The 17,366-nt window shown below is 72.6% G+C and carries 18 protein-coding genes; 10 read left to right on the top strand and 8 right to left on the bottom strand.

Features of this window, described 5'->3' with window-relative positions:
• Positions 1-101 precede the first annotated feature (101 nt).
• Positions 102-695: a TetR/AcrR family transcriptional regulator gene (locus tag BUE43_RS30810; protein ID WP_073489869.1), complete on the bottom strand. Its 594-nt coding sequence runs from the start codon at positions 693-695 to the stop codon at positions 102-104.
• 123 nt (positions 696-818) lie between these two features.
• On the opposite strand from BUE43_RS30810, the gene BUE43_RS30805 reads away from it, so the two are divergent.
• Positions 819-1,232, top strand: coding sequence for a nuclear transport factor 2 family protein (locus BUE43_RS30805; protein ID WP_073489868.1), 414 nt, complete (start codon positions 819-821; stop codon positions 1,230-1,232).
• A 433-nt stretch (positions 1,233-1,665) separates the two neighbouring features.
• Here the strand turns inward: BUE43_RS30805 and BUE43_RS30800 are convergent, their stop codons facing one another.
• Positions 1,666-1,971 (bottom strand): DUF6247 family protein, encoded by a 306-nt coding sequence (locus BUE43_RS30800; RefSeq protein ID WP_073489867.1) that lies wholly within the window; start codon positions 1,969-1,971, stop codon positions 1,666-1,668.
• A gap of 319 nt (positions 1,972-2,290) precedes the next feature.
• On the opposite strand from BUE43_RS30800, the gene BUE43_RS30795 reads away from it, so the two are divergent.
• From BUE43_RS30795 to BUE43_RS30770, 6 genes are all read left to right on the top strand, one after another.
• Complete coding sequence (locus BUE43_RS30795) at positions 2,291-3,454, top strand: type III PLP-dependent enzyme (RefSeq protein ID WP_073489866.1); 1,164 nt, start codon at positions 2,291-2,293, stop codon at positions 3,452-3,454.
• 171 nt (positions 3,455-3,625) lie between these two features.
• Positions 3,626-4,045: an adenosylmethionine decarboxylase gene (gene speD / locus BUE43_RS30790; protein ID WP_073489865.1), complete on the top strand. Its 420-nt coding sequence runs from the start codon at positions 3,626-3,628 to the stop codon at positions 4,043-4,045.
• A gap of 47 nt (positions 4,046-4,092) precedes the next feature.
• Positions 4,093-4,914 (top strand): spermidine synthase, encoded by an 822-nt coding sequence (locus BUE43_RS30785; protein WP_073489934.1) that lies wholly within the window; start codon positions 4,093-4,095, stop codon positions 4,912-4,914.
• Between the two features lie 268 nt (positions 4,915-5,182).
• Positions 5,183-6,382 (top strand): helix-turn-helix domain-containing protein, encoded by a 1,200-nt coding sequence (locus BUE43_RS30780; protein ID WP_073489864.1) that lies wholly within the window; start codon positions 5,183-5,185, stop codon positions 6,380-6,382.
• A 98-nt stretch (positions 6,383-6,480) separates the two neighbouring features.
• Positions 6,481-6,855, top strand: a complete 375-nt coding sequence (locus tag BUE43_RS30775) for a hypothetical protein (protein WP_073489863.1) — start codon at positions 6,481-6,483, stop codon at positions 6,853-6,855.
• 61 nt (positions 6,856-6,916) lie between these two features.
• Positions 6,917-7,168, top strand: a complete 252-nt coding sequence (locus BUE43_RS30770) for a hypothetical protein (protein WP_073489862.1) — start codon at positions 6,917-6,919, stop codon at positions 7,166-7,168.
• Between the two features lie 1,098 nt (positions 7,169-8,266).
• Here the strand turns inward: BUE43_RS30770 and BUE43_RS30765 are convergent.
• The 3 genes from BUE43_RS30765 to BUE43_RS30755 form a co-directional block, all read right to left on the bottom strand.
• On the bottom strand, positions 8,267-10,816 hold the full coding sequence (locus tag BUE43_RS30765; protein ID WP_073489861.1) for an ABC transporter permease: 2,550 nt from the start codon (positions 10,814-10,816) through the stop codon (positions 8,267-8,269).
• A 4-nt stretch (positions 10,817-10,820) separates the two neighbouring features.
• A complete protein-coding gene (locus tag BUE43_RS30760) occupies positions 10,821-11,591 on the bottom strand; it encodes an ABC transporter ATP-binding protein (RefSeq protein WP_083960338.1) in 771 nt (256 codons plus the stop codon).
• Positions 11,592-11,815: 224 nt separating this feature from the next.
• Positions 11,816-12,538 (bottom strand): ceramidase domain-containing protein, encoded by a 723-nt coding sequence (locus tag BUE43_RS30755; RefSeq protein ID WP_234996023.1) that lies wholly within the window; start codon positions 12,536-12,538, stop codon positions 11,816-11,818.
• Positions 12,539-12,608: 70 nt separating this feature from the next.
• On the opposite strand from BUE43_RS30755, the gene BUE43_RS30750 reads away from it, so the two are divergent.
• The 3 genes from BUE43_RS30750 (at position 12,609) to BUE43_RS30740 (ending at position 14,501) form a co-directional block, all read left to right on the top strand.
• On the top strand, positions 12,609-13,091 hold the full coding sequence (locus BUE43_RS30750) for a hypothetical protein (protein WP_143174506.1): 483 nt from the start codon (positions 12,609-12,611) through the stop codon (positions 13,089-13,091).
• Between the two features lie 79 nt (positions 13,092-13,170).
• Positions 13,171-14,151, top strand: coding sequence for a PrsW family intramembrane metalloprotease (locus BUE43_RS30745; protein ID WP_143174505.1), 981 nt, complete (start codon positions 13,171-13,173; stop codon positions 14,149-14,151).
• Between the two features lie 89 nt (positions 14,152-14,240).
• A complete protein-coding gene (locus BUE43_RS30740) occupies positions 14,241-14,501 on the top strand; it encodes a Prokaryotic metallothionein (protein WP_073489859.1) in 261 nt (86 codons plus the stop codon).
• An 18-nt stretch (positions 14,502-14,519) separates the two neighbouring features.
• Here BUE43_RS30740 and BUE43_RS30735 read toward each other — a convergent pair whose 3' ends face one another.
• Genes BUE43_RS30735 through BUE43_RS30725 form a run of 3 tightly spaced genes read right to left on the bottom strand, consistent with a single transcriptional unit; the run spans position 14,520 to position 17,031 of the window.
• A complete protein-coding gene (locus tag BUE43_RS30735; protein WP_143174504.1) occupies positions 14,520-14,897 on the bottom strand; it encodes a hypothetical protein in 378 nt (125 codons plus the stop codon).
• Between the two features lie 32 nt (positions 14,898-14,929).
• A complete protein-coding gene (locus BUE43_RS30730) occupies positions 14,930-16,417 on the bottom strand; it encodes a DUF6297 family protein (RefSeq protein ID WP_073489857.1) in 1,488 nt (495 codons plus the stop codon).
• Positions 16,414-17,031 (bottom strand): ABC transporter ATP-binding protein, encoded by a 618-nt coding sequence (locus tag BUE43_RS30725; protein WP_073489856.1) that lies wholly within the window; start codon positions 17,029-17,031, stop codon positions 16,414-16,416. The genes BUE43_RS30730 and BUE43_RS30725 overlap by 4 nt, the downstream gene beginning before the upstream one ends.
• Between the last annotated feature and the right edge of the window lie 335 nt (positions 17,032-17,366).

Genomic DNA, 17,366 nt, shown 5'->3' with positions numbered 1-17,366 from the left:
CCGCCTCTCCTTCCCTGGGGCCCGCTCCGGCGGACGCCTCCGCCCGCCGCCCCCGATGATCTCCCGGGGCGGCCGGTGCGGCGCCAGTGCCCGACGGGTGATCAGTCCCGGTGCAGGCGGGCGGTGCGCGACAGCTCGGCCGCGTCGAGCAGGGCGGCCGCGGCGGCCCGGCCCGCGCTGGCCGCGCCGGAGGCCCCGTGCACGGCCGCGGTGACGATCGACCCCTCGACCACCAGCAGGAGCTGGTTGGCCAGGGCCCGGCCGGCCCCGGGCACGGCCTGTTCGGCGAGCTGGGTGAGGTAGGCCAGCAGCGCCTCCTTGTGCCGGCGGGTGGCGGCGGCGACCGCGGGGGAGACCTCGCCCAGCTCGCCGTGGGCGTTGATGAACGCGCAGCCCCGGAAGCCGGGCTCGGCGAACCACAGGCCGAGCCAGTCGAAGACGGCGAGGATGGCGTCGCGGGGGTCCTCGGCGGCCGACCGGACGTAGTTGGCGAGCGCGGCGCGCCACCGCCGGTCCGTGCGGTCGAGGTAGGCCGTGACCAGCTCCTGCTTCGAGTGGAAGCAGCGGTAGAGCCGCTTCAGCGACACGCCGGAGGTGCTGCGGATGTCGTCGATGCCCACGGACTGCAGGCCGCGCTCGTAGAACAACGCCTCGGCGGCGTCCAGCACGCGCTGGCTGGCCTCTTCGTCGTCCACACCCTTCCCCTTCCGTAGAGAACGGCCGTTCTCTAGAGTAGCCCCATGATCGGGAGAACCAGCGTTCTCCCGGGTGTCGTGCTCCGGTCGTGGGTCTCGTGTCGCCGAGGAGAGTGATCACTGATGGGTCCGCTGGTGCCACCGTTCACGGAGGAAACCGCCCGAGCCAAGGTCCAGGCCGCGCAGGACGCGTGGAACACCCGGGACCCGGACCGGGTCGCGCTCGCCTACACCGAGGACTCGGTCTGGCGGAACCGGGACGAGTTCCTCACCGGGCGGGCGGAGATCCGGGACTTCCTGCGCCGCAAGTGGGCCAGGGAGCTGGACTACCGGCTGCGCAAGGAGTTGTGGGCGTTCACCGCGAACCGTATCGCCGTCCGCTTCCGCTACGAGTGGCACGACGCCGACGGCCAGTGGTGGCGCAGCTACGGCAACGAGATGTGGGAGTTCGACGACAACGGCCTGATGCGCCGCCGCGAGGCCAGCATCAACGACGTGCCGATCACTGAGGCCGACCGCGAGCTCCTCGACGCCTGAGCCGCCGCCCCGACCGGGCACACCCGCGTGCGGAATCGACCGAGTGTCCACTGTGGACAATTCGGAGAGTCGTGGAAGGTGCCGGGCCCGCCGCCAAGGAAGCGCCACTTGTTGGCGGCGTCAACCCGACACCTCAGCTCACGGTCGTCTCAAGGTCGATCGTCAGGACCGTGACTGTCGGCCGCCAACGCGGATTGTGAATCGGATTGTTCGGATCGCCGGGGTGTGGGCGATGGGAGACCACGAACGTGAGCCTTCCGGCGCCATCCGCGAAGTAGCAGCTCCTCAGCCTCGTGCGCAGGTCGATGACGGCCCGGACCTGTTCCGGATCGTCGGTGAGCGCCTTGAGGATCGTGGCGACCTGGGCGCGTGCCCATCGGGGAGGGAGTGGTAGGTGCGGGCCGCGCTTTCCGCGAGCTGGACACGCGGTAGGTCACTCGGGAAACTCCCGTCGGAGGTCCTCCCAGTCGACGAGTCCGGTGTTGTCGCCGTGGTCGACACGGTCGACGAGTGCCTTGTCCTCGGCGCTCAGCGGGTTGGCGGCGAACTCGGCCTGTGCCCGCCAGCAGTGCAGAACCTCGTCCAGCCCGGCGGATCGCAGGGAAACGCGGTAGAGCTCGGCGGCGGCGCGGAACTCGCTCTCGAAGCGTTCGACGAGGTCGGGGGCGTGTTCGTTGAGCGCGTCCCGGATCGCTGCGGCCGCCCGAGGGACGCGGATGCGCGCGTGGGGCGTGGCCATGCTCCGATTCTCCCTGATCGAGCCGGGGGTGGGCGAGCGCTGCTCAGCCGCCGGACCGGGGTGGCATCAAGGTCGGGGCCGTGCGGCGGAAACTGAGCCAGGTCACAGCCCTCGGGTCCCCCTTTTCGCTGTTCGTGCCTTAGAGTGGCGGGCTGCGCCGGCCGTCAGCGTCGGCGCGGCCCGTCGAAGATGCATGGCGATCCGCTCGCTCCCCGGCTCCGACCCCTGTCGTCGGTCGTCGCGTGGGCGGGCACGGCAGCGGGAGGAGGGACTGGGCTTGGCGATGGTGGATGGCCGTCGAGCGGCCAGTCAGCGTCCAATGGATCACGGGGGCGCCGGCACGCCGGCCCGGATCCGCGAGTTCCTCGACCGCGAGCGCCCCGCGACGCCGTGCGTCGTCGTCGACCTGGACACGGTGCGCGAGCGCTACGCCGACGTCCGCGAGGCCCTGCCAGGGGCACGCCTCTTCTACGCCGTCAAGGCGAACCCGGCCCCCGAGGTCGTGCGCGTGCTCGTCGGCCTCGGCGCGTCCTTCGACGTGGCCAGCCCCGCCGAGATCGACCTGTGCCTGGCCCAGGGGGCCGCGCCCGAGACGATCTCCTACAGCAACCCGATCAAGAAGCGGTCCGAGATCGCGCACGCGCACGCCGCCGGGGTGCGGCTGTTCGCGTTCGACAGCGAGCAGGACCTGGAGCACCTGGCCGCCGAGGCCCCGGGCGCGTCGGTGTTCTGCCGGCTGCTGATCCACTCCGAGGGCGCGCGGACGCCGTTCGGCAAGAAGTTCGGCTGCGCCAGGGAGATGGCCGCCGACCTGCTCGTCAGGGCGGCCGAGCTCGGGCTCGACCCGTACGGCGTGTCCTTCCACGTCGGCTCCCAGCAGACCGACCCCGCCGCGTGGGAGGTCGGGATCGCCGACGCCGCGTGGGTCTTCCGCGCCGTCGCCGAGCGCGGCGTCCGGCTGCGCCTGCTCAACCTCGGCGGCGGCCTGCCCGCCTCCTACCTGGAGGCCACGCCGGCGCTGCCGGTCTACGGCAAGGCCATCCGCGAGGCCGTCGCCCGGCACTTCGGCGCCGACGTCCCGGAGGTCGCGGCCGAGCCGGGTCGGGCGGTCGTCGGCGACGCCGGCGTGCTGCGCACCGAGGTCGTCCTGGTCTCCCGCAAGTCCTACGACGACGACCACCGCTGGGTATACCTGGACACCGGCCGCTACAACGGGCTCGCCGAGTGCGAGGGCGAGGCCATCGCCTACCGCTTCGTCACCCCGCACGACGGCGGGCCGGTCGGCCCCGTCGTGCTCGCCGGACCCACCTGCGACGGCGACGACGTCCTCTACCAGCGCACCGTCTACGAGCTACCGCTGGCCCTGCGCGCCGGCGACCAGATCGACATCCTCAGCGCCGGCGCCTACACCGCGAGCTTCGCCTCGGTGTTCTTCAACGGGTTCGCCCCGTTGCCGACCCACTGCATCGGTGCGCGGGGCTGACGGCGCCGGGCGGCAGGACTACCCTCGCCGCTCGGTGGCCGGCCCGAGGCGCCGCCCCCACGACGTCTCCGTCGCCCATCGGTGATCCACCAGTTCCCGCCCCGGCCGTGACGGGGCGGTCCTCCACTGCGCGCACAGGGCGTGCGCGATCGAGATGGTTGGGAGTGATAGATGTTCGCTGACCCGGGAGCGGTGCAGACCGTCGGGCTGTTCGCCGGGCAACACGTACTCGCCGAGCTGGAAGGGGTCGACGCGGCCCTGCTCGACGACGAACCGTTCCTCCGCCGCACGCTGACCGAGGTCCTGGACCTGGCCGGTGCGACGGTGTGCGACGTGATCTCGAAGCAGTTCGAGCCGCAGGGCGTCACCGTGTTGGCCCTGCTGAGCGAGTCCCACGCCTCGGTGCACACCTACCCCGAGCGCGGCGCGCTCTTCGTGGACGTGTTCACCTGCGGGGACCGGGCGAAGCCCGAGCTCGCCGTCGAGCTGCTGACCAAGGCCCTGCGCCCGACCAGGGTGCAGTCCAAGACCATCCACCGCGGCGCGGACACCCCCGTCGCCGCGACCGGCCACCGAGAGGGGGCGAGTTGATCGAGATCGACGGCGGCCGCTACGTGCGCGAGCCGCTCGCCAAGGGCATGTTCCGGCTCTGGCAGGTCCACGACGTGCTGTTCGAGGGCGACACCGCCTATCAGCACGTGCTGGTCGCCAGCACCGACCAGGGCGTGTCGCTGTTCTGCGACAACGACCGACAGAGCACGGAGTTCAGTCAGCTCGTCTACCACGAGGCGCTGCTGGTCCCGGCCCTGCTGCTCGCGGACAAGGTCGAGAACGTGCTGGTCGTCGGCTCCAGCGAGGGAGTCGTCAGCCAGATCTCGGTGGCCTTCGGCGCCACCCGGGTCGACCACGTCGACATCGACGAGCAGGCCGTCAAGCTGTGCGCGCGCCACCTGCCCTACGGCTACACGCCGGAGGAGCTGGAGCGGGCCGAGCGCGGCGAGGGCCCGGTGCGCGTCCACTACACCGACGGTTGGCAGTACCTGCTCGACGCGGCCAACGGCGACGTGCGGTACGACGTCGTCCTGGTCGACCTCCCCGACGAGCGGGACGACGAGGACGCGCAGCACAACCGCCTGTACGGCGAGGAGTTCCTCCGCATGTGCAAGGCGGTGCTCGCGCCCGGCGGCGTGGTCGTCACGCAGGCCGGCTGCCAGACCATGTGGCGCAACACCACGCTGGTCCGCTCCTGGAACCGGTTCCAGGAGAACTTCGGCACCACGGTCTACTACGGCTCCGACGAGCACGAGTGGGCGTACCTGTTCGGCCGCGCCGACGAGGTGGCCGACACCACCGAGCTCATGATCGAGCGCCTGGAGAAGAGCGCCTACCGCCCGGTGTCCATCGACGCCGACGCGTTGCGCGCCAACACGATCCCGCCGTACCTCGTGCGTCGGGGCTGAGCCGCCCGGCGCTGGCGGAAGCGTTTCCCGGTGGCCCTGCCGTCTCGGACGAGACGGCAGGGCCACTGTTCTGCGGGGCCCCTGTTCCGCTGGGTCACCGCTCTCCACGGTCACCGCTCTCCAGGGTCGCCGTTCTTCCCGCTTCCTTCCGCGGCCGGAGGGGAGCTCGCGCGGAGCGCTACTCTGGGCGACGAGGTCGACACGATCCGGTCACCACGATGCGGTCGGTCGACCGACGACCAGCCCCGCCGCCACCTGGGGAGGCGTCATGCCCGACACCCTGGACCCCGGCATCGGCGACCGCGTGCGCGTGCTCCGGAAGCGGGCGGGGCTCACGCAGCACGACCTCGCCGGCGCGGTGGGGCTGTCCGTGGAGACGATCCGCAAGATCGAGCAGGGTCGGCGACACGCCTCGGTCACCACGTTGCAGCGGATCGCCAGGGGCCTGGACCTGGACCTGCCGTCGCTGCTCGGAAAGCAACCGGCGGTGCCGGGGGCGCCGGACGCGGGCGTCATCGCCGTGCGCCACGCCCTTGCCACCGTTGACGACCTCCTCCCGGTGGAGGACGTCCCGCTGCCCCTGCGGGAGGCGGAGCGCGTCGTCACCCTCGCATGGGGTTCCTACTGGGGAGGGCGTTTCGAACCCCTCTTGTCCCTGCTGTCCGATGCGCTCCCCTCACTCCGAGTCGCCGCGCACGAGGCCGGGAACGGCGACCGCCCCGCCGCTCACGAGCTGTTGGCCCGGCTGTACTGGGTCGCCGCCTGCGTCCTGCTCCGGCTCGGCCAGCCCGACGCGGCGTGGCTGGCGGTCCGGCACGCCATGGAGAGCGCGCGGCACGGGGACGACGGCTTCCTGGCCGCGACGATCCGGGGGCATCTCGCGGGCCAACTGCTCAGCCAGGGGCGGTACGACCACGCCTACCAGGTCGCGACGCGTGCGGCTCGGGACATCGAGCCGCGGGGCGAGGCGACTCCCGCGCACCTGTCGGCCTACGGGTCCCTGCTGCTGACCGCGGCGGTCGCGTCGGGCCGGGACTGGCGAACCGCGCGGGCCGACGACCTCCTCGCCGAGGCGTCCGCGGTGGCGGCCAGGAACGGAGCGGACCGCAACGACTACGAGACGGCCTTCGGCCCGTCCCAGGTCGTGATGCAGACGGTGGACGTCCGCGTGGTCACGGAGCGGTACCCGGACGCGCTCGCCGTCGCCCGGCGGATGCCCGCCGACAGCGCCCTGCCCCTGCTGGCGCGGGTCCGGCACATGGCCGACTGCGCCCACGCGTACGTCCGCGTCGGCGACCAGGAACGCGCGCTGGACGCGCTGCTGGCGATGGAGCGCATGGCACCGTCCTGGATCCGGCACCAGTCGCTGCCCCGTCTGGTGGCCGGGGAACTCGTCGCGCGGCAGCGCCGGATCGACCCGCGCCTGCGGTCCGTCGCTCAGCGTCTCGGCGCACTTTCACCCGGATGAGTAGGCGTGGTGGCACTGGTGGTGCCACCACGGCGGCCCCGGAACTCCTAGTTTTGTGATCGCTACCACAGGTGAGCGAGCACGAGGGGTGGTGCGGGGTGAACGCCACGGACCAGGCGGCGATCAGCGCGTTTCCGGAGTTGGCGCATCTCATCGCGTTGCGGAACGGGGGCTGGCGGTTCCTGCCGCCGGTCGTCAGGGACGGACGGCCGGTGGAGGTGGACGGGTTCCGCGAGTGGCCGGGCGGCGACCGAGACATGATCGGGGTGCGCTCACCCAGCGAGGTGCTCGGGCTGCGGGTGACCGGCGACGAGCCGCCGGGTCTGGTCTGGGAGCACACCGGGAGCCTGGCCGAGGTCGTCCGCGCGCTGCTGACGCTGCCGCCGCCGGGGACCCGGACCGCGCCGAGGCTCGTCGTGGCCGCCGGCCCCCCGCTGTGGACCCCGGACCTGGCGTTCGGCCCGCCGAGCTGAGCGCCCGCGCCGTCGCCGCGTCCGCCGACTGTCCACAAGGGACGAAAGGAGTCGGGACCCCGTGAACCCGATCGACTGCGATCCGCCGGGGATCGAGCTGAACGCCGCCACCGAGGCCACGGTCCTCAACCTCGCCCACGAACTGCGGCTGACCCCGAACGACATGATGCGCGTGCTCGTCGCGTGGGGCGCCGCCGTGCACCACTCACTCGTCCAGCGCCGCGAGATCAGCGTCCCCGACGGGGGCGACACCGTCCGAGTGCTCGCCTGCCGCGAGGCCCGACCGCCGATCCCCGGCCGCCCCTCCGCCTGACGCGTCCCGGCGGTTCGTCCGTCCCCGGACAACGGACCGCCCCGAACCTCGGCCCGTGCGCCGAGGCGGTGTGCCCCTGGGCCCCCGCCTCGGCGCACGGGCCGTTCTGTCGTGGCGCCAGAGTCGGTGTTCCTGTCGCGCTCACCCTGATGGCAGGTGGTGGGCCACTCTCCGGAGTGAGTCGGGGGCGACGGCCCGTGCCGGGCTCGACGCCACGATGATCACGCGATCGAGGAGCGGACCGCCCCCCGTCCGCGTCGCTCGTCGGTGCGCGGGCAACGCCCCGGGCGCGGGGGCTGGGCCGGAAGGGCTGCGAAGCTGACCACAGTGCGCCGAACGTGTCACTCCACAGACTGGCGACAGTGGGCGACGAGCGCGTACCGAGGGTGACGAAGAAGGCGACGGCCTGTGCCGGCTCGGGGGACGACACGGAAGCGTGGCGTCGTTTACCTTTGTTCTCGCGGGCCCGCACCGAATGAATTCCGAGAATTCAGGAGAAATCGTGTACGTCGTCGACCTGTACCACCACGCGCTCAACTCCGCCGGCGTGTTCCTGGGCCTCGGACTGGGCGCGGGACTGGTCATCTTCCTCTGAGGCGGCGTGCCGTCGCGCCCCGGCGCACGCGGCCAGGAGCGCCGAGCGCGCCCCGGCCTCGCCCTGCCCACCGGTGAGGCCGGCACCTTCGACGCTCTCCCTCGCTGAACAGCACCGACGCCCTTCCGCTCCGCCCACCGGAGCGGGGTGGCGATCCGCCGGCCCCACCCCCGTGCGGCCGGCGGAACGGGTGCCGGGACACCGCGGCCAGCGGCGCCCCGGCAAGGAGGACCTTCCGACAACCGCATGTCCCCGAAGTCCGGGAAGTCGGGCCGGCCGCCGTCCCGCCCGATCTCCCCGGAAACGGCCCCCGCCGGGTCGGAACTGTCGTCAGCCCTTTTCCCCCGAGGGCTGCCCGGCGCGGCCGGAAACGCCTGGCAAAATCCGGAAACGCACAGAAAGGCGCGGTGGCCGTCCCCGGTTCGGGGACGGCCACCGCGCCGTCGTGTGATGGGTGGTGCCCGGTCGGGGCCGCGGCCAGTGGCCCAGCCCCGGGCCGTGGATCAGTCGGCGGCCATCGCCGCGACCACCGACGTCCGCGCCGCGCGCCGGGCCGGCAGGACCGCCGCCACGATCGCCGCGACCAGGGCCGCCAGCAGCATCGCGCCGATCTGGCCGAACGGCACCGACAGGGTCATGGTGAAGTCCTCGCCGGACAGGGCGGCGGTCAGCGCCCAGCCGGAGCCGATGCCCAGCACCACGCCGAGGAGCGCGCCCATGAGGGCCATCAGCACGGACTCGACCAGCAGCATCAACCGGAGCTGGCCCTTGGTGAGCCCCAGCGCCCGCAGCAGCGCGGACTCCCTCGTGCGCTCCAGCACCGACAGGCTCAGCGTGTTGGCGATGCCGAACAGGGCGATCACCACGGCCAGGCCGATCAGCGCCCACACCACGGCGAGCGCGGTGTCGATGCTCTCGTTGAGGTCCTTCTTCACGTCGGCCGCGCTGCTGACCTCGGCCGTCGGGTACTCGGCGAGGGCCTTCTCCACGGCGGCCCTGCCGGTGGTGGGGCTCACGCCGTCCCGCATGTCCACCATGACCTCGTCGTAGCCCGTGTGCTTCGGGTCGAGGCGGGTGATGCTGTCCAGGTCGACGAGGGCGTCCGGCAGCGACCTGCCCTTGTACACGGCGACCACGCGGAGCTGGTGCTTCCGGTTGGCGTTCCGGTCGTCGCGGTCGGCCACGGACAGCGGGATGGTGTCGCCGACCTTGGCGTTGAGGGACTTGGCGGTCTTGTCGAGCAACGCGACGGTGTCGCCGCCCAGCCTGCCGAGGTCGCCCTGCTCGACCTTCGGGCGGACCAAAGTGCCGACGGCGCTCCTGGCCACGCCGCTGACCTCGACGGAGTTGCCGCTGGCCAGCTCCGCGTAGACCTTCGAGCCGGGCGAGACCCGCTCCACGCCCTCGGCCTTGGCCAGGGCGTCCACCACCGCGGGGGGCAGCGTGCGCCCGTACACGGTGGAGCCGACGGTGTAGTCGACGGGGAACTGCTGGTCGATCATGTCGTTGGCGCTCTTCTTGGCCGAGGTCGCCACCACGGTCACCAGCGACACGATCGTCACGCCGATCATCAGCGCCGCGGTCGTCGCCGCGGTCCGCTTCGGGCTCCTGCCCGCGTTGGCGGCGGCCAGCTTCGCCGGCACGCCGAACAACGCGCCCGGCAGCGCGCCGAGCACCCGGTTGAGCGGGCCCACGATCATCGGGCCGAGCGCGACCACGGCCAGGAGCAGCGCCATGGTGCCGGCGCCCGTGACCATCATCGCGGCGTCGCCCGTGGCCTTCATGCCGGCGGCGATCAGCCCGCCGCCGAGCAGGGTGAGGACCGCGATGACGGCGATCCGCAGCTTGCCGGTGCGCGCCACGTCCTCCTGGCTGTCCGGCTGCGACCGCAGGGCCGCGATTGGCGCCACCCTGGTGGCCCGTCGGGCGGGCAGCACCGCCGAGAGCACGGTCACGACCACGCCCACCCCGAACGCGGCGAGCACCGTGGTCGCGGTGATCGGGGCCCGCACCGGGCCGTCCGCGTCGTTCAGGGCGTTGATCCCGGCCTGGAGCGCCGCCGCCATGCCCACGCCGCCGGCGAGGCCGACCACCGAGGCGACCAGGCCCATGGCCACCGCCTCGACCAGCACGCTGCCGAACAGCTGGCCCCGGTCGGCGCCCACGCAGCGCAGCAGCGCCAGCTCCCGCGTGCGCTGCGCGACCAGGATGGTGAACGTGTTGTAGATGACCATCGAGGCGACCACCAGCGCGATCACCGCGAACGTCAGCAGGAAGGTGGTGAGGCCCTGCGCCTGCTTGCTGTAGGACTCCAGGGCCTTCCTGGTGGCCTCCTCGCCGGTCACCGCCTTGAAGTACGGCTTGCCGAGGGAGTCCTGGACCCGCTTGGCGAGGTCGGCGTGGTTCACGCCCGGCGCGGCGGAGGCCACGATCTCGTAGGCGCCCGGGGCGTCGGGGACCAGCGACAGCAGCGCGTTCCGCGTCGTGATGACCTGGTCGACCATGTAGAGCGAGCTGGCGGAGACGCCGCGCTCGTAGATGCCGACGACGGTGAGCTTCCGCCGCTGGTCGTTCTTGTCCACCAGCTCGACCTGCTGGCCCACCGAGATCTTCTCGTTGGTCGCCGTGCGCTTGTCGAGGGTGATCTCGTCGTCCCGCTGCGGGAACCGGCCGTTCTTGAGGTCGACCGGCAGGAGCTTGGTCTCCCGCACCATCGGGACGCCGATGGCCATCCGCGCCTTGCCGTTGGCCCGCACCATCGGCACCGGGACGTACTCGCGCCCCTCGGCCGCGGTCACGCCGGGCACCTTGCGCACGGCGTCGACCTGTTCCCGGGTGAACGTCGTCGGCTGGTCCTTGGGGACCGAGCCGAGCTCCACCTTCACGTCGACGTTGCGCGTGTCGCGCGCGAAGTTGTCCTTGGTCTGGGCGTCCATCGCGTCGCCGAGCACCAGGGTGCCGCTGACGAACGCGACACCGAGCACGATCGCGATGGAGGACAGCAGCAACCGCATCGTGCGGGCCCTGATGCCCGCGAGGGTGGCGCGCAGCATCGCGTCAGGCCCCCAGGTTCTTCATGGCGGCCAGCACGGAGTCGGCGGTCGGCCGGTGGATCTCGCCGGCGAGGCGGCCGTCGGCCAGCAGCACGACGCGGTCGGCGTAGGAGGCGGCCACCGGGTCGTGCGTCACCATGATCACGGTCTGGTTCAGCTGGCGGACCGAGGTCTGCAGGAAGTTCAGCACCTCGGCGCCCGACTTCGAGTCCAGGTTGCCGGTCGGCTCGTCGGCGAAGACCACGTCCGGCTTGGCCACCAGCGCGCGGGCGCAGGCCACGCGCTGCTGCTGGCCGCCGGAGAGCTGGTTGGGCTTGTGGCCCAGCCGCTGCCGCAGGCCGGTGACGGTGACGATGTTGTCGAACCAGGCCGGGTCCGGCTTGCGCCCGGCGAGCTGGAGGCCGAGCAGGATGTTCTGCTCCGCGGTCAGCGTCGGCAGCAGGTTGAACGACTGGAAGATGAAGCCGATCTTGTCCCGGCGCAGCTTGGTCAGGCCCTTGTCGGACTGCTTGGTCAGCTCGGTCTGCCCGATGTGCACGCTGCCCGCGTCGACCGTGTCTAGACCGGCGAGGCAGTGCATCAGCGTGGACTTGCCGGAGCCGGACGGACCCATGATCGCGGTGAACTGGCCGGCGGCGAAGTCGACGCTCACCCCGTCCAGCGCGCGGACCTCGGCCTCGCCCTTGCCGTACACCTTCACGAGCTGACGCGCCGCGACAGCGGTCCTGGTACCCGCGGCGCCGACAGTGCCGATGCCGGACAGCGTTGCAGACATGCGTGTTCCCACTTCCAGATTCCGAGCTGCCCGAACGTCGGGCGGAGGCGGCCCCGCGGACCCGGCCGCGATGACAGCACGAAGGTAGGCAGCGCGGCGGTGCCCGGACATCGCCCCGAGGTCCGGTTCGGCCTTGGGACCCCGGGGGCAGCGGGACAGGCGGTGATCAGACTTCGGTCGGAGGCGGTGTCATCCCGCCGGAGTACTAACCCCCTCGGGGGAGGTCACCGTTCCGGGCTGTGCGGCACGCTCCGTGAGGGCGGAGTGTCGCCCAGTCGTGACCATCGGAGCACCAACGCCTGACACACCAGGTACAGCACCATCGCGTTGAGCACGTGCCACAGGAAGTGCGTGCCGAGGGGCAGCGCGGCGCAGAGCGGTTCGTCGAGGGTCCGCAGCGCGAGGGACACCGTGAACAACCCCGCCGCGCCCACGAGCAGGTACGCGCACCGCCGCAGCGTCCGGTCCGAGTTGAGCAGCGCGACGCCGGCCCCGGCCAACACGGCCAGCGCCGGAACGTAGCCGGTCGACCCCCGCTGACCGCCCAGCGTCACCGTCACCAGGGTGGTCACCGTCAACGAGAACAGCACGAACGCCGGGACCGACCACCACGCCCAGCCCCACCGCACTCCCCAGAACCAGTGCAGGTAGCAGACCAGGTAGAAGACCATGAACGCGGAGATGGGCAGCACGTCGGCCGCGCTGGCCCACACCGTCGCGAAGGTGTGGAACGCCCCGCTGCCCAGGCCGATCACCGCGACCAGCGCCACCAGCGCCCGCAGGCTGGCCGGGATCGGCCGCCCCGCCCGCTGCAGCGACCGCCACACGGCGAACGCGGCCACCAGGAACGCCAGGTTGCTGACCGCGTTCACCGGCTCCGCGAGCAGCCCCGGCCCGGTCCGCTCGCAGTAGGAGTCGATCTGGTCCGTCCAGTCCACGTCGTCCACCTCGCGCAACGATCCTCCCGCCCCGCACCGTCCCGTGGGTGGAGACGACGTCACGATCCGGGAGATCGTCATGAACCTGACTCCTCTGTGCGACAGTCGCACCCGATTCCGCGTCGCCGTGCTGTGCGGGACGGCGTTGGCGCTGGTCACGGCCTGCGGGCAGCGCCCGGCCTCGCCGCCGTCCGACATCGAACCCGGCCGGCCGACCAGCTCCTCGGCGACGACGACGGCCGGCCCGCCGAGCGGGGCGCCCCGCACGGTCAGCCCCCGACCGGGGCAGGCCAACGTCCACCCGATCCAGTGGCACCAGGTCGAGCCGGTCGACGGCGGATCGGCCCTGCGGGTCAGCTTCTGGTCCGGGATCGAGCCCTGCCACGTGCTCGACCACGTCGACGTGCGCCAGGGCCCCGCGGAGGTGGTCGTGACCGTCCACCAGGGACACGACCCGGCCAGGGCCGACACCGCCTGCGTCGAGATCGCCGAGCTCCGGGCGGCCGTCGTGCGGCTCGACGCGCCGCTCGGCGCCCGGCGCGTCGTGGACGGCGCCGCCTGACCCGCCGTCGGTCGGCGCGCGTGCCGCGCCCGGCCGCGTTAGCTTCCGGCTGCCAGCGACCACCGCAGCGGAGGACCGCATGAGCGCCTACGGGGCAGGAGCGAGCCCGCCCATCCCGCCGCCCACGACGCCGGCGCAGCCCAGGGCGTGGCTGACCATCTTCACCGCGGGCCTCGCGCTGTGGGTGCTCACCGTGCTGGTCACCCTCCTCACCGGCAACACCAACCTCGTCCCCACGCTCGTCCTGCTGGGCAGCTTCCTGCTGCCGGTCACCTACGTGGCCTGGGCCTTCGCCCACGGTGGCGGCGGAGAGCTGACGCTGCCGGTCGTCGCCCAGGCGTTCTTCGTCGGCGGCGTGCTCGGCGTGCTCGCGGCCTCCCTGCTGGAGACCTACCTGCTCGCGCCCTCGCCGTGGATGTACGTCGGCGTCGGGCTCATCGAGGAACTGGTCAAGCTGCTCGCCCTGGCCTACGTCGCCCGCCACCTCCGGCGCCGCTCGCTGCGCGACGGGCTGGTGCTCGGCGCGTCCGTGGGCTTCGGCTTCGCCGCCTTCGAGAGCGCCGGCTACGCGCTCAACGCGTTGATCACGGTGCGCGGGCTGGACCTGCGCGCCCTGGTCGAGACCGAGATCCTGCGCGGCCTGCTCGCGCCGGTCGGCCACGGGCTGTGGACGGCGATCGCCGGCGGGGTGCTGTTCGCGGCGAGCGGCGCGGGGCGGTGGCGGATCACGGCGGGCGTGGCGTGGACCTACCTCGCGGTCGCGGCGCTGCACGCGCTGTGGGACTCGATGCACGGCATCGCGGTGTTGTTGACCATGGTCCTCACCGGCACCAGCTACCAGTACCGCCTGCTCCAGCTGGGCTACCTGCCCCGGCCGTCGCCGGCCCAGGTGCACCTGTTCACCCTGCTCAACTGGATCGGGCTGGTGGTCGTGGCACTCGTGGGCCTGGCCTGGCTGGTGGCGCTCCGCCGCGCCGCCGAGCTCCCGCCACCGCCGCCCCCGGTGCCCCCGACGGGCCCGGGGGGACCGGCGGGGCCGGGGACGGCACCGATCGCATGACCCCCGGAGGACGCGCTCCGGTTGCCGGGGCGTGGGGCGCTGCGCAGGCTGGCTCATGCGTGACCAGCCATGAGTTCGGGAGGTGCGTCGTGGCGACCTGCGACGTCTGCGGCAACGACTACTGGATGGCCTTCGAGATCAGGACCATCACCGGCGAGAAGTACACCTTCGACTCGTTCGAGTGCGCGATCCAGCGGCTCGCCCCGCTGTGCGAGCACTGCAAGTGCCGGATCATCGGCCACGGAGTGGAGGTCGAGGGCCGCTTCTTCTGCTGCGCGCACTGCGCGCGGAAGGGCGCGGACACCCTCGGCCAGCAGATCCGCGACACCGTCGGCGCCCACCCCGGCTGAGAAGAGGCGAGGGGCGGCTCAGTCGTCGTCCTGGTCGTACCCGTCCTGCTCGTGCCCGTCGCGATCGTGCCCGCGCCGGTGGTGCTCCCGACCCCGGTGTCCGTCGTCCCCGTGCCGGCCGCCGCGCGGTGTCCGGCTCGGAGTCGCGTCCGGTGTCGTCGCGCTCGTGCTCGTCACCCCCGACCAGATGGCGTCGGAGTCCAGGCGCGCACCGCCGCCCGCGCCGTTGACGGGCACCACGGAGCCCGGTCTGACCGGCGCCCCGTCCCGCACCTTGGGCAGCGCCGACATGGTGAGCACACCGACGACGACCGCGCTCGCGGCGAGCCCGAGCGCGGTCAACACCGTCCGACGTGGCAGTTCGGTTTCCCCGTACTCGTGCGAAGGGGCGTTCACGAGACGCTTAGTCGATCTTGAGAACGCTTCTGTTACTTGCTCCTCGTCAGGACAGTTCCGAGGAGCGCGGCGACCGCGACGACGGCGAGCGCGACCGGCGGCAGCCCGGCGAGCGCCAGCAGGGCCAGCCCCACGACCAGGTCCGGGCCGCGCAACACCTGTTGGATCAGCCCGATCGGCAGATCCCCGAACGGGGAGCTCACCGTGGGCACGTCGTACACGAGCGGTGGCCGGATCGCCGACCGCATCGCGCCGGCGCCCGCCGTCGCCGCGACGGCCAGCAGCAGGAACGCGGCCGTCGCCCGGTCGGCGTCGAGCGCCACGACCACGGCCGGCACCGTCGCGCCGGCCCAGACCAGCGCCGCCACCACCGGCACGACGCAGTGCAGCAGGCGCAGCGCGCGGTCCCCGAACGGCAGCATGCGCCGCAGGCCCGTCCGGCCGTTGATGGCACGAAGACCAGCCGTCAACCGCGAGACCGCGAGGGCGCCAGCCACCAGTTGCAGCGGCAGGACCCACGTCGACGACACCACCACCTTCGCCGCGTAGGGAACGAGGGCCAACGCCACCCATCCCGCCACCGCGCCGGGCATCCGCACCAACCGGCGCAGCTCCGACCACAGCAGCACCGAGACACCCCGGCCACCACCGCGCCGGCTCCGCACCGTCGCGATCCGCCGCAACCGGCGGAACTCCAGCGTCCCGGTCAGCAACGAGAGATCCATCCACGCGACCGAGGTGACCGTGACCATCGTCAGATCACCACCGGCGCCGAGCACCCCCCTGCTCAACCTGCCGAGGGCGCGGTGCGCGGACACCAGCACCGCCGCGGCGACGACGGCGACCAACGGCACCCCGACGTAGAGCAGCGGCTCCGCCGGAGGGACGTCCGGACGCCAACCGGTGAGCGGGGCCGACACCGGGATGAGGGCCAACAGCACGGCGACTCCCGCGAGCGCCGCGCTGCCCCGCCGCGACACCCTCTCCGCCTGGCCACCCGCCTCCAGAAGCACCATCGCCGCATACATGGCCACCCCGACCAGGGCGCCCAACACGGCGGACCAGGCGACCAGCGCCACGGGCAGGTGATCGGTCAGCGCGACCGCGGTGAACAACGCCGCCCCCGGCACGGCGGACCCGAGGGCGCCAGCCGAGAACCGCGTGGAGAGAAGCCCACGCCGGTCAACGGGCGTGGAGAGGACCCAGGTCAGCATGGGCCGCCCGGCCGAGACCGGCCCGAGCGCCCCCAGCACGCGAAGCGCCCCGGCCAACAGGAGCACCAGCCCGGCGACCAGCAGCCACGCGCCTCCCGCGGCATGGGTCTGCCCGACCTGCGCCCCGGACAGTTCGGCGAGGCGGCGCACGGACTGCACGACGAGCCCGCCGACGATCACGACATAGGGGAGGACATCCGTGACCAGCCCGACGAAGCGCTTCGCCGGGTGTGCCGCCCGGCGCGCGGTGCGCAGCGACTGACGGAGATCCCGCGCGGAGAGGACCGCCGGCGCGACCGCCGTCATCCGCCCACCTCGACCCGACGGTCGGCGACCGCGTCGGCCAGGTCCGGGTCGTGGCAGGCCATCACCACCGACACCCCGTCGGCCTTCTCCGCCAACAGGCGCTCCGCCAACCACCGGCGGCCGGCGACGTCCAGCCGCTGCTCCGGCTCGTCGAGCACGAGCAGCCGGCGCGGGCGGACCAGACAGGAGGCCAGCGCGAGCCGCTGCCGCTGCCCGGAGGACAGGGTCACCGGGAGCTGGGCGGCCGCGCCCTCCAGGCCGAGCTCCTCCAGCACCTCGTCGACGAGCACCTCGGGCTCGTCGACCCCGTGCGCCCTGGCGAGCAGGTCCAGGTGCTCGACGACGGCGAGGTCGGGGAAGAAGTCGACGTCGTCCAACGCCACCGCCATCGCGGCGCGCACCAGGGGGTCGGCCTCGTCGACCACCCGGCCGTTCAGCCGGACGGCGCCGGCGTCGGGCTTGTCCGAACCCACGACGCAGCGCAGGAGCGTTGTCTTGCCCGCGCCGTTGGGACCGGTGAGGACCACGGCCTCGCCCGGCTCGACCCGGAAGCTGACCCCGTCCAGCACGGCCTTCTCGCCGAACCGCCGGACTACCCCCTCGACTTCCAGCATGTCGGCAACGTACCGAGCACAAACCGGGCCACGCGTCCGTCCACAGACCGACTCTCGCCCCCTCCACGCGTGTTCTCGGAGGTGACGGCCATCACACTGCGATCACAGAGCTTCTCCACTAGCGTCGGTCGTGTTCGACGCGTGCCGCTGAACAGCGGTTTTGCGCGATGGGCCGGCGTGGCCAACTCGCTGACCAGGCGATTTGACCTGGTGGTGGACCGCGCGTAAATTTCTCTCTGCCAGCGCGGAACGGACTCCGAAACGGGGGCCGGAGCGCTGGAGAGCCGCGAACCAAGCTCCTGCCGGATGGTGGTAGAGTGGGCGGCCGCTGGTTC

The organism is Streptoalloteichus hindustanus (assembly GCF_900129375.1).
Taxonomy (GTDB): Bacteria; Actinomycetota; Actinomycetes; order Mycobacteriales; family Pseudonocardiaceae; genus Streptoalloteichus; species Streptoalloteichus hindustanus.
Note: the sequence above shows the minus strand (reverse complement) of the source record. Positions and strands in the feature narration are given on the sequence as shown.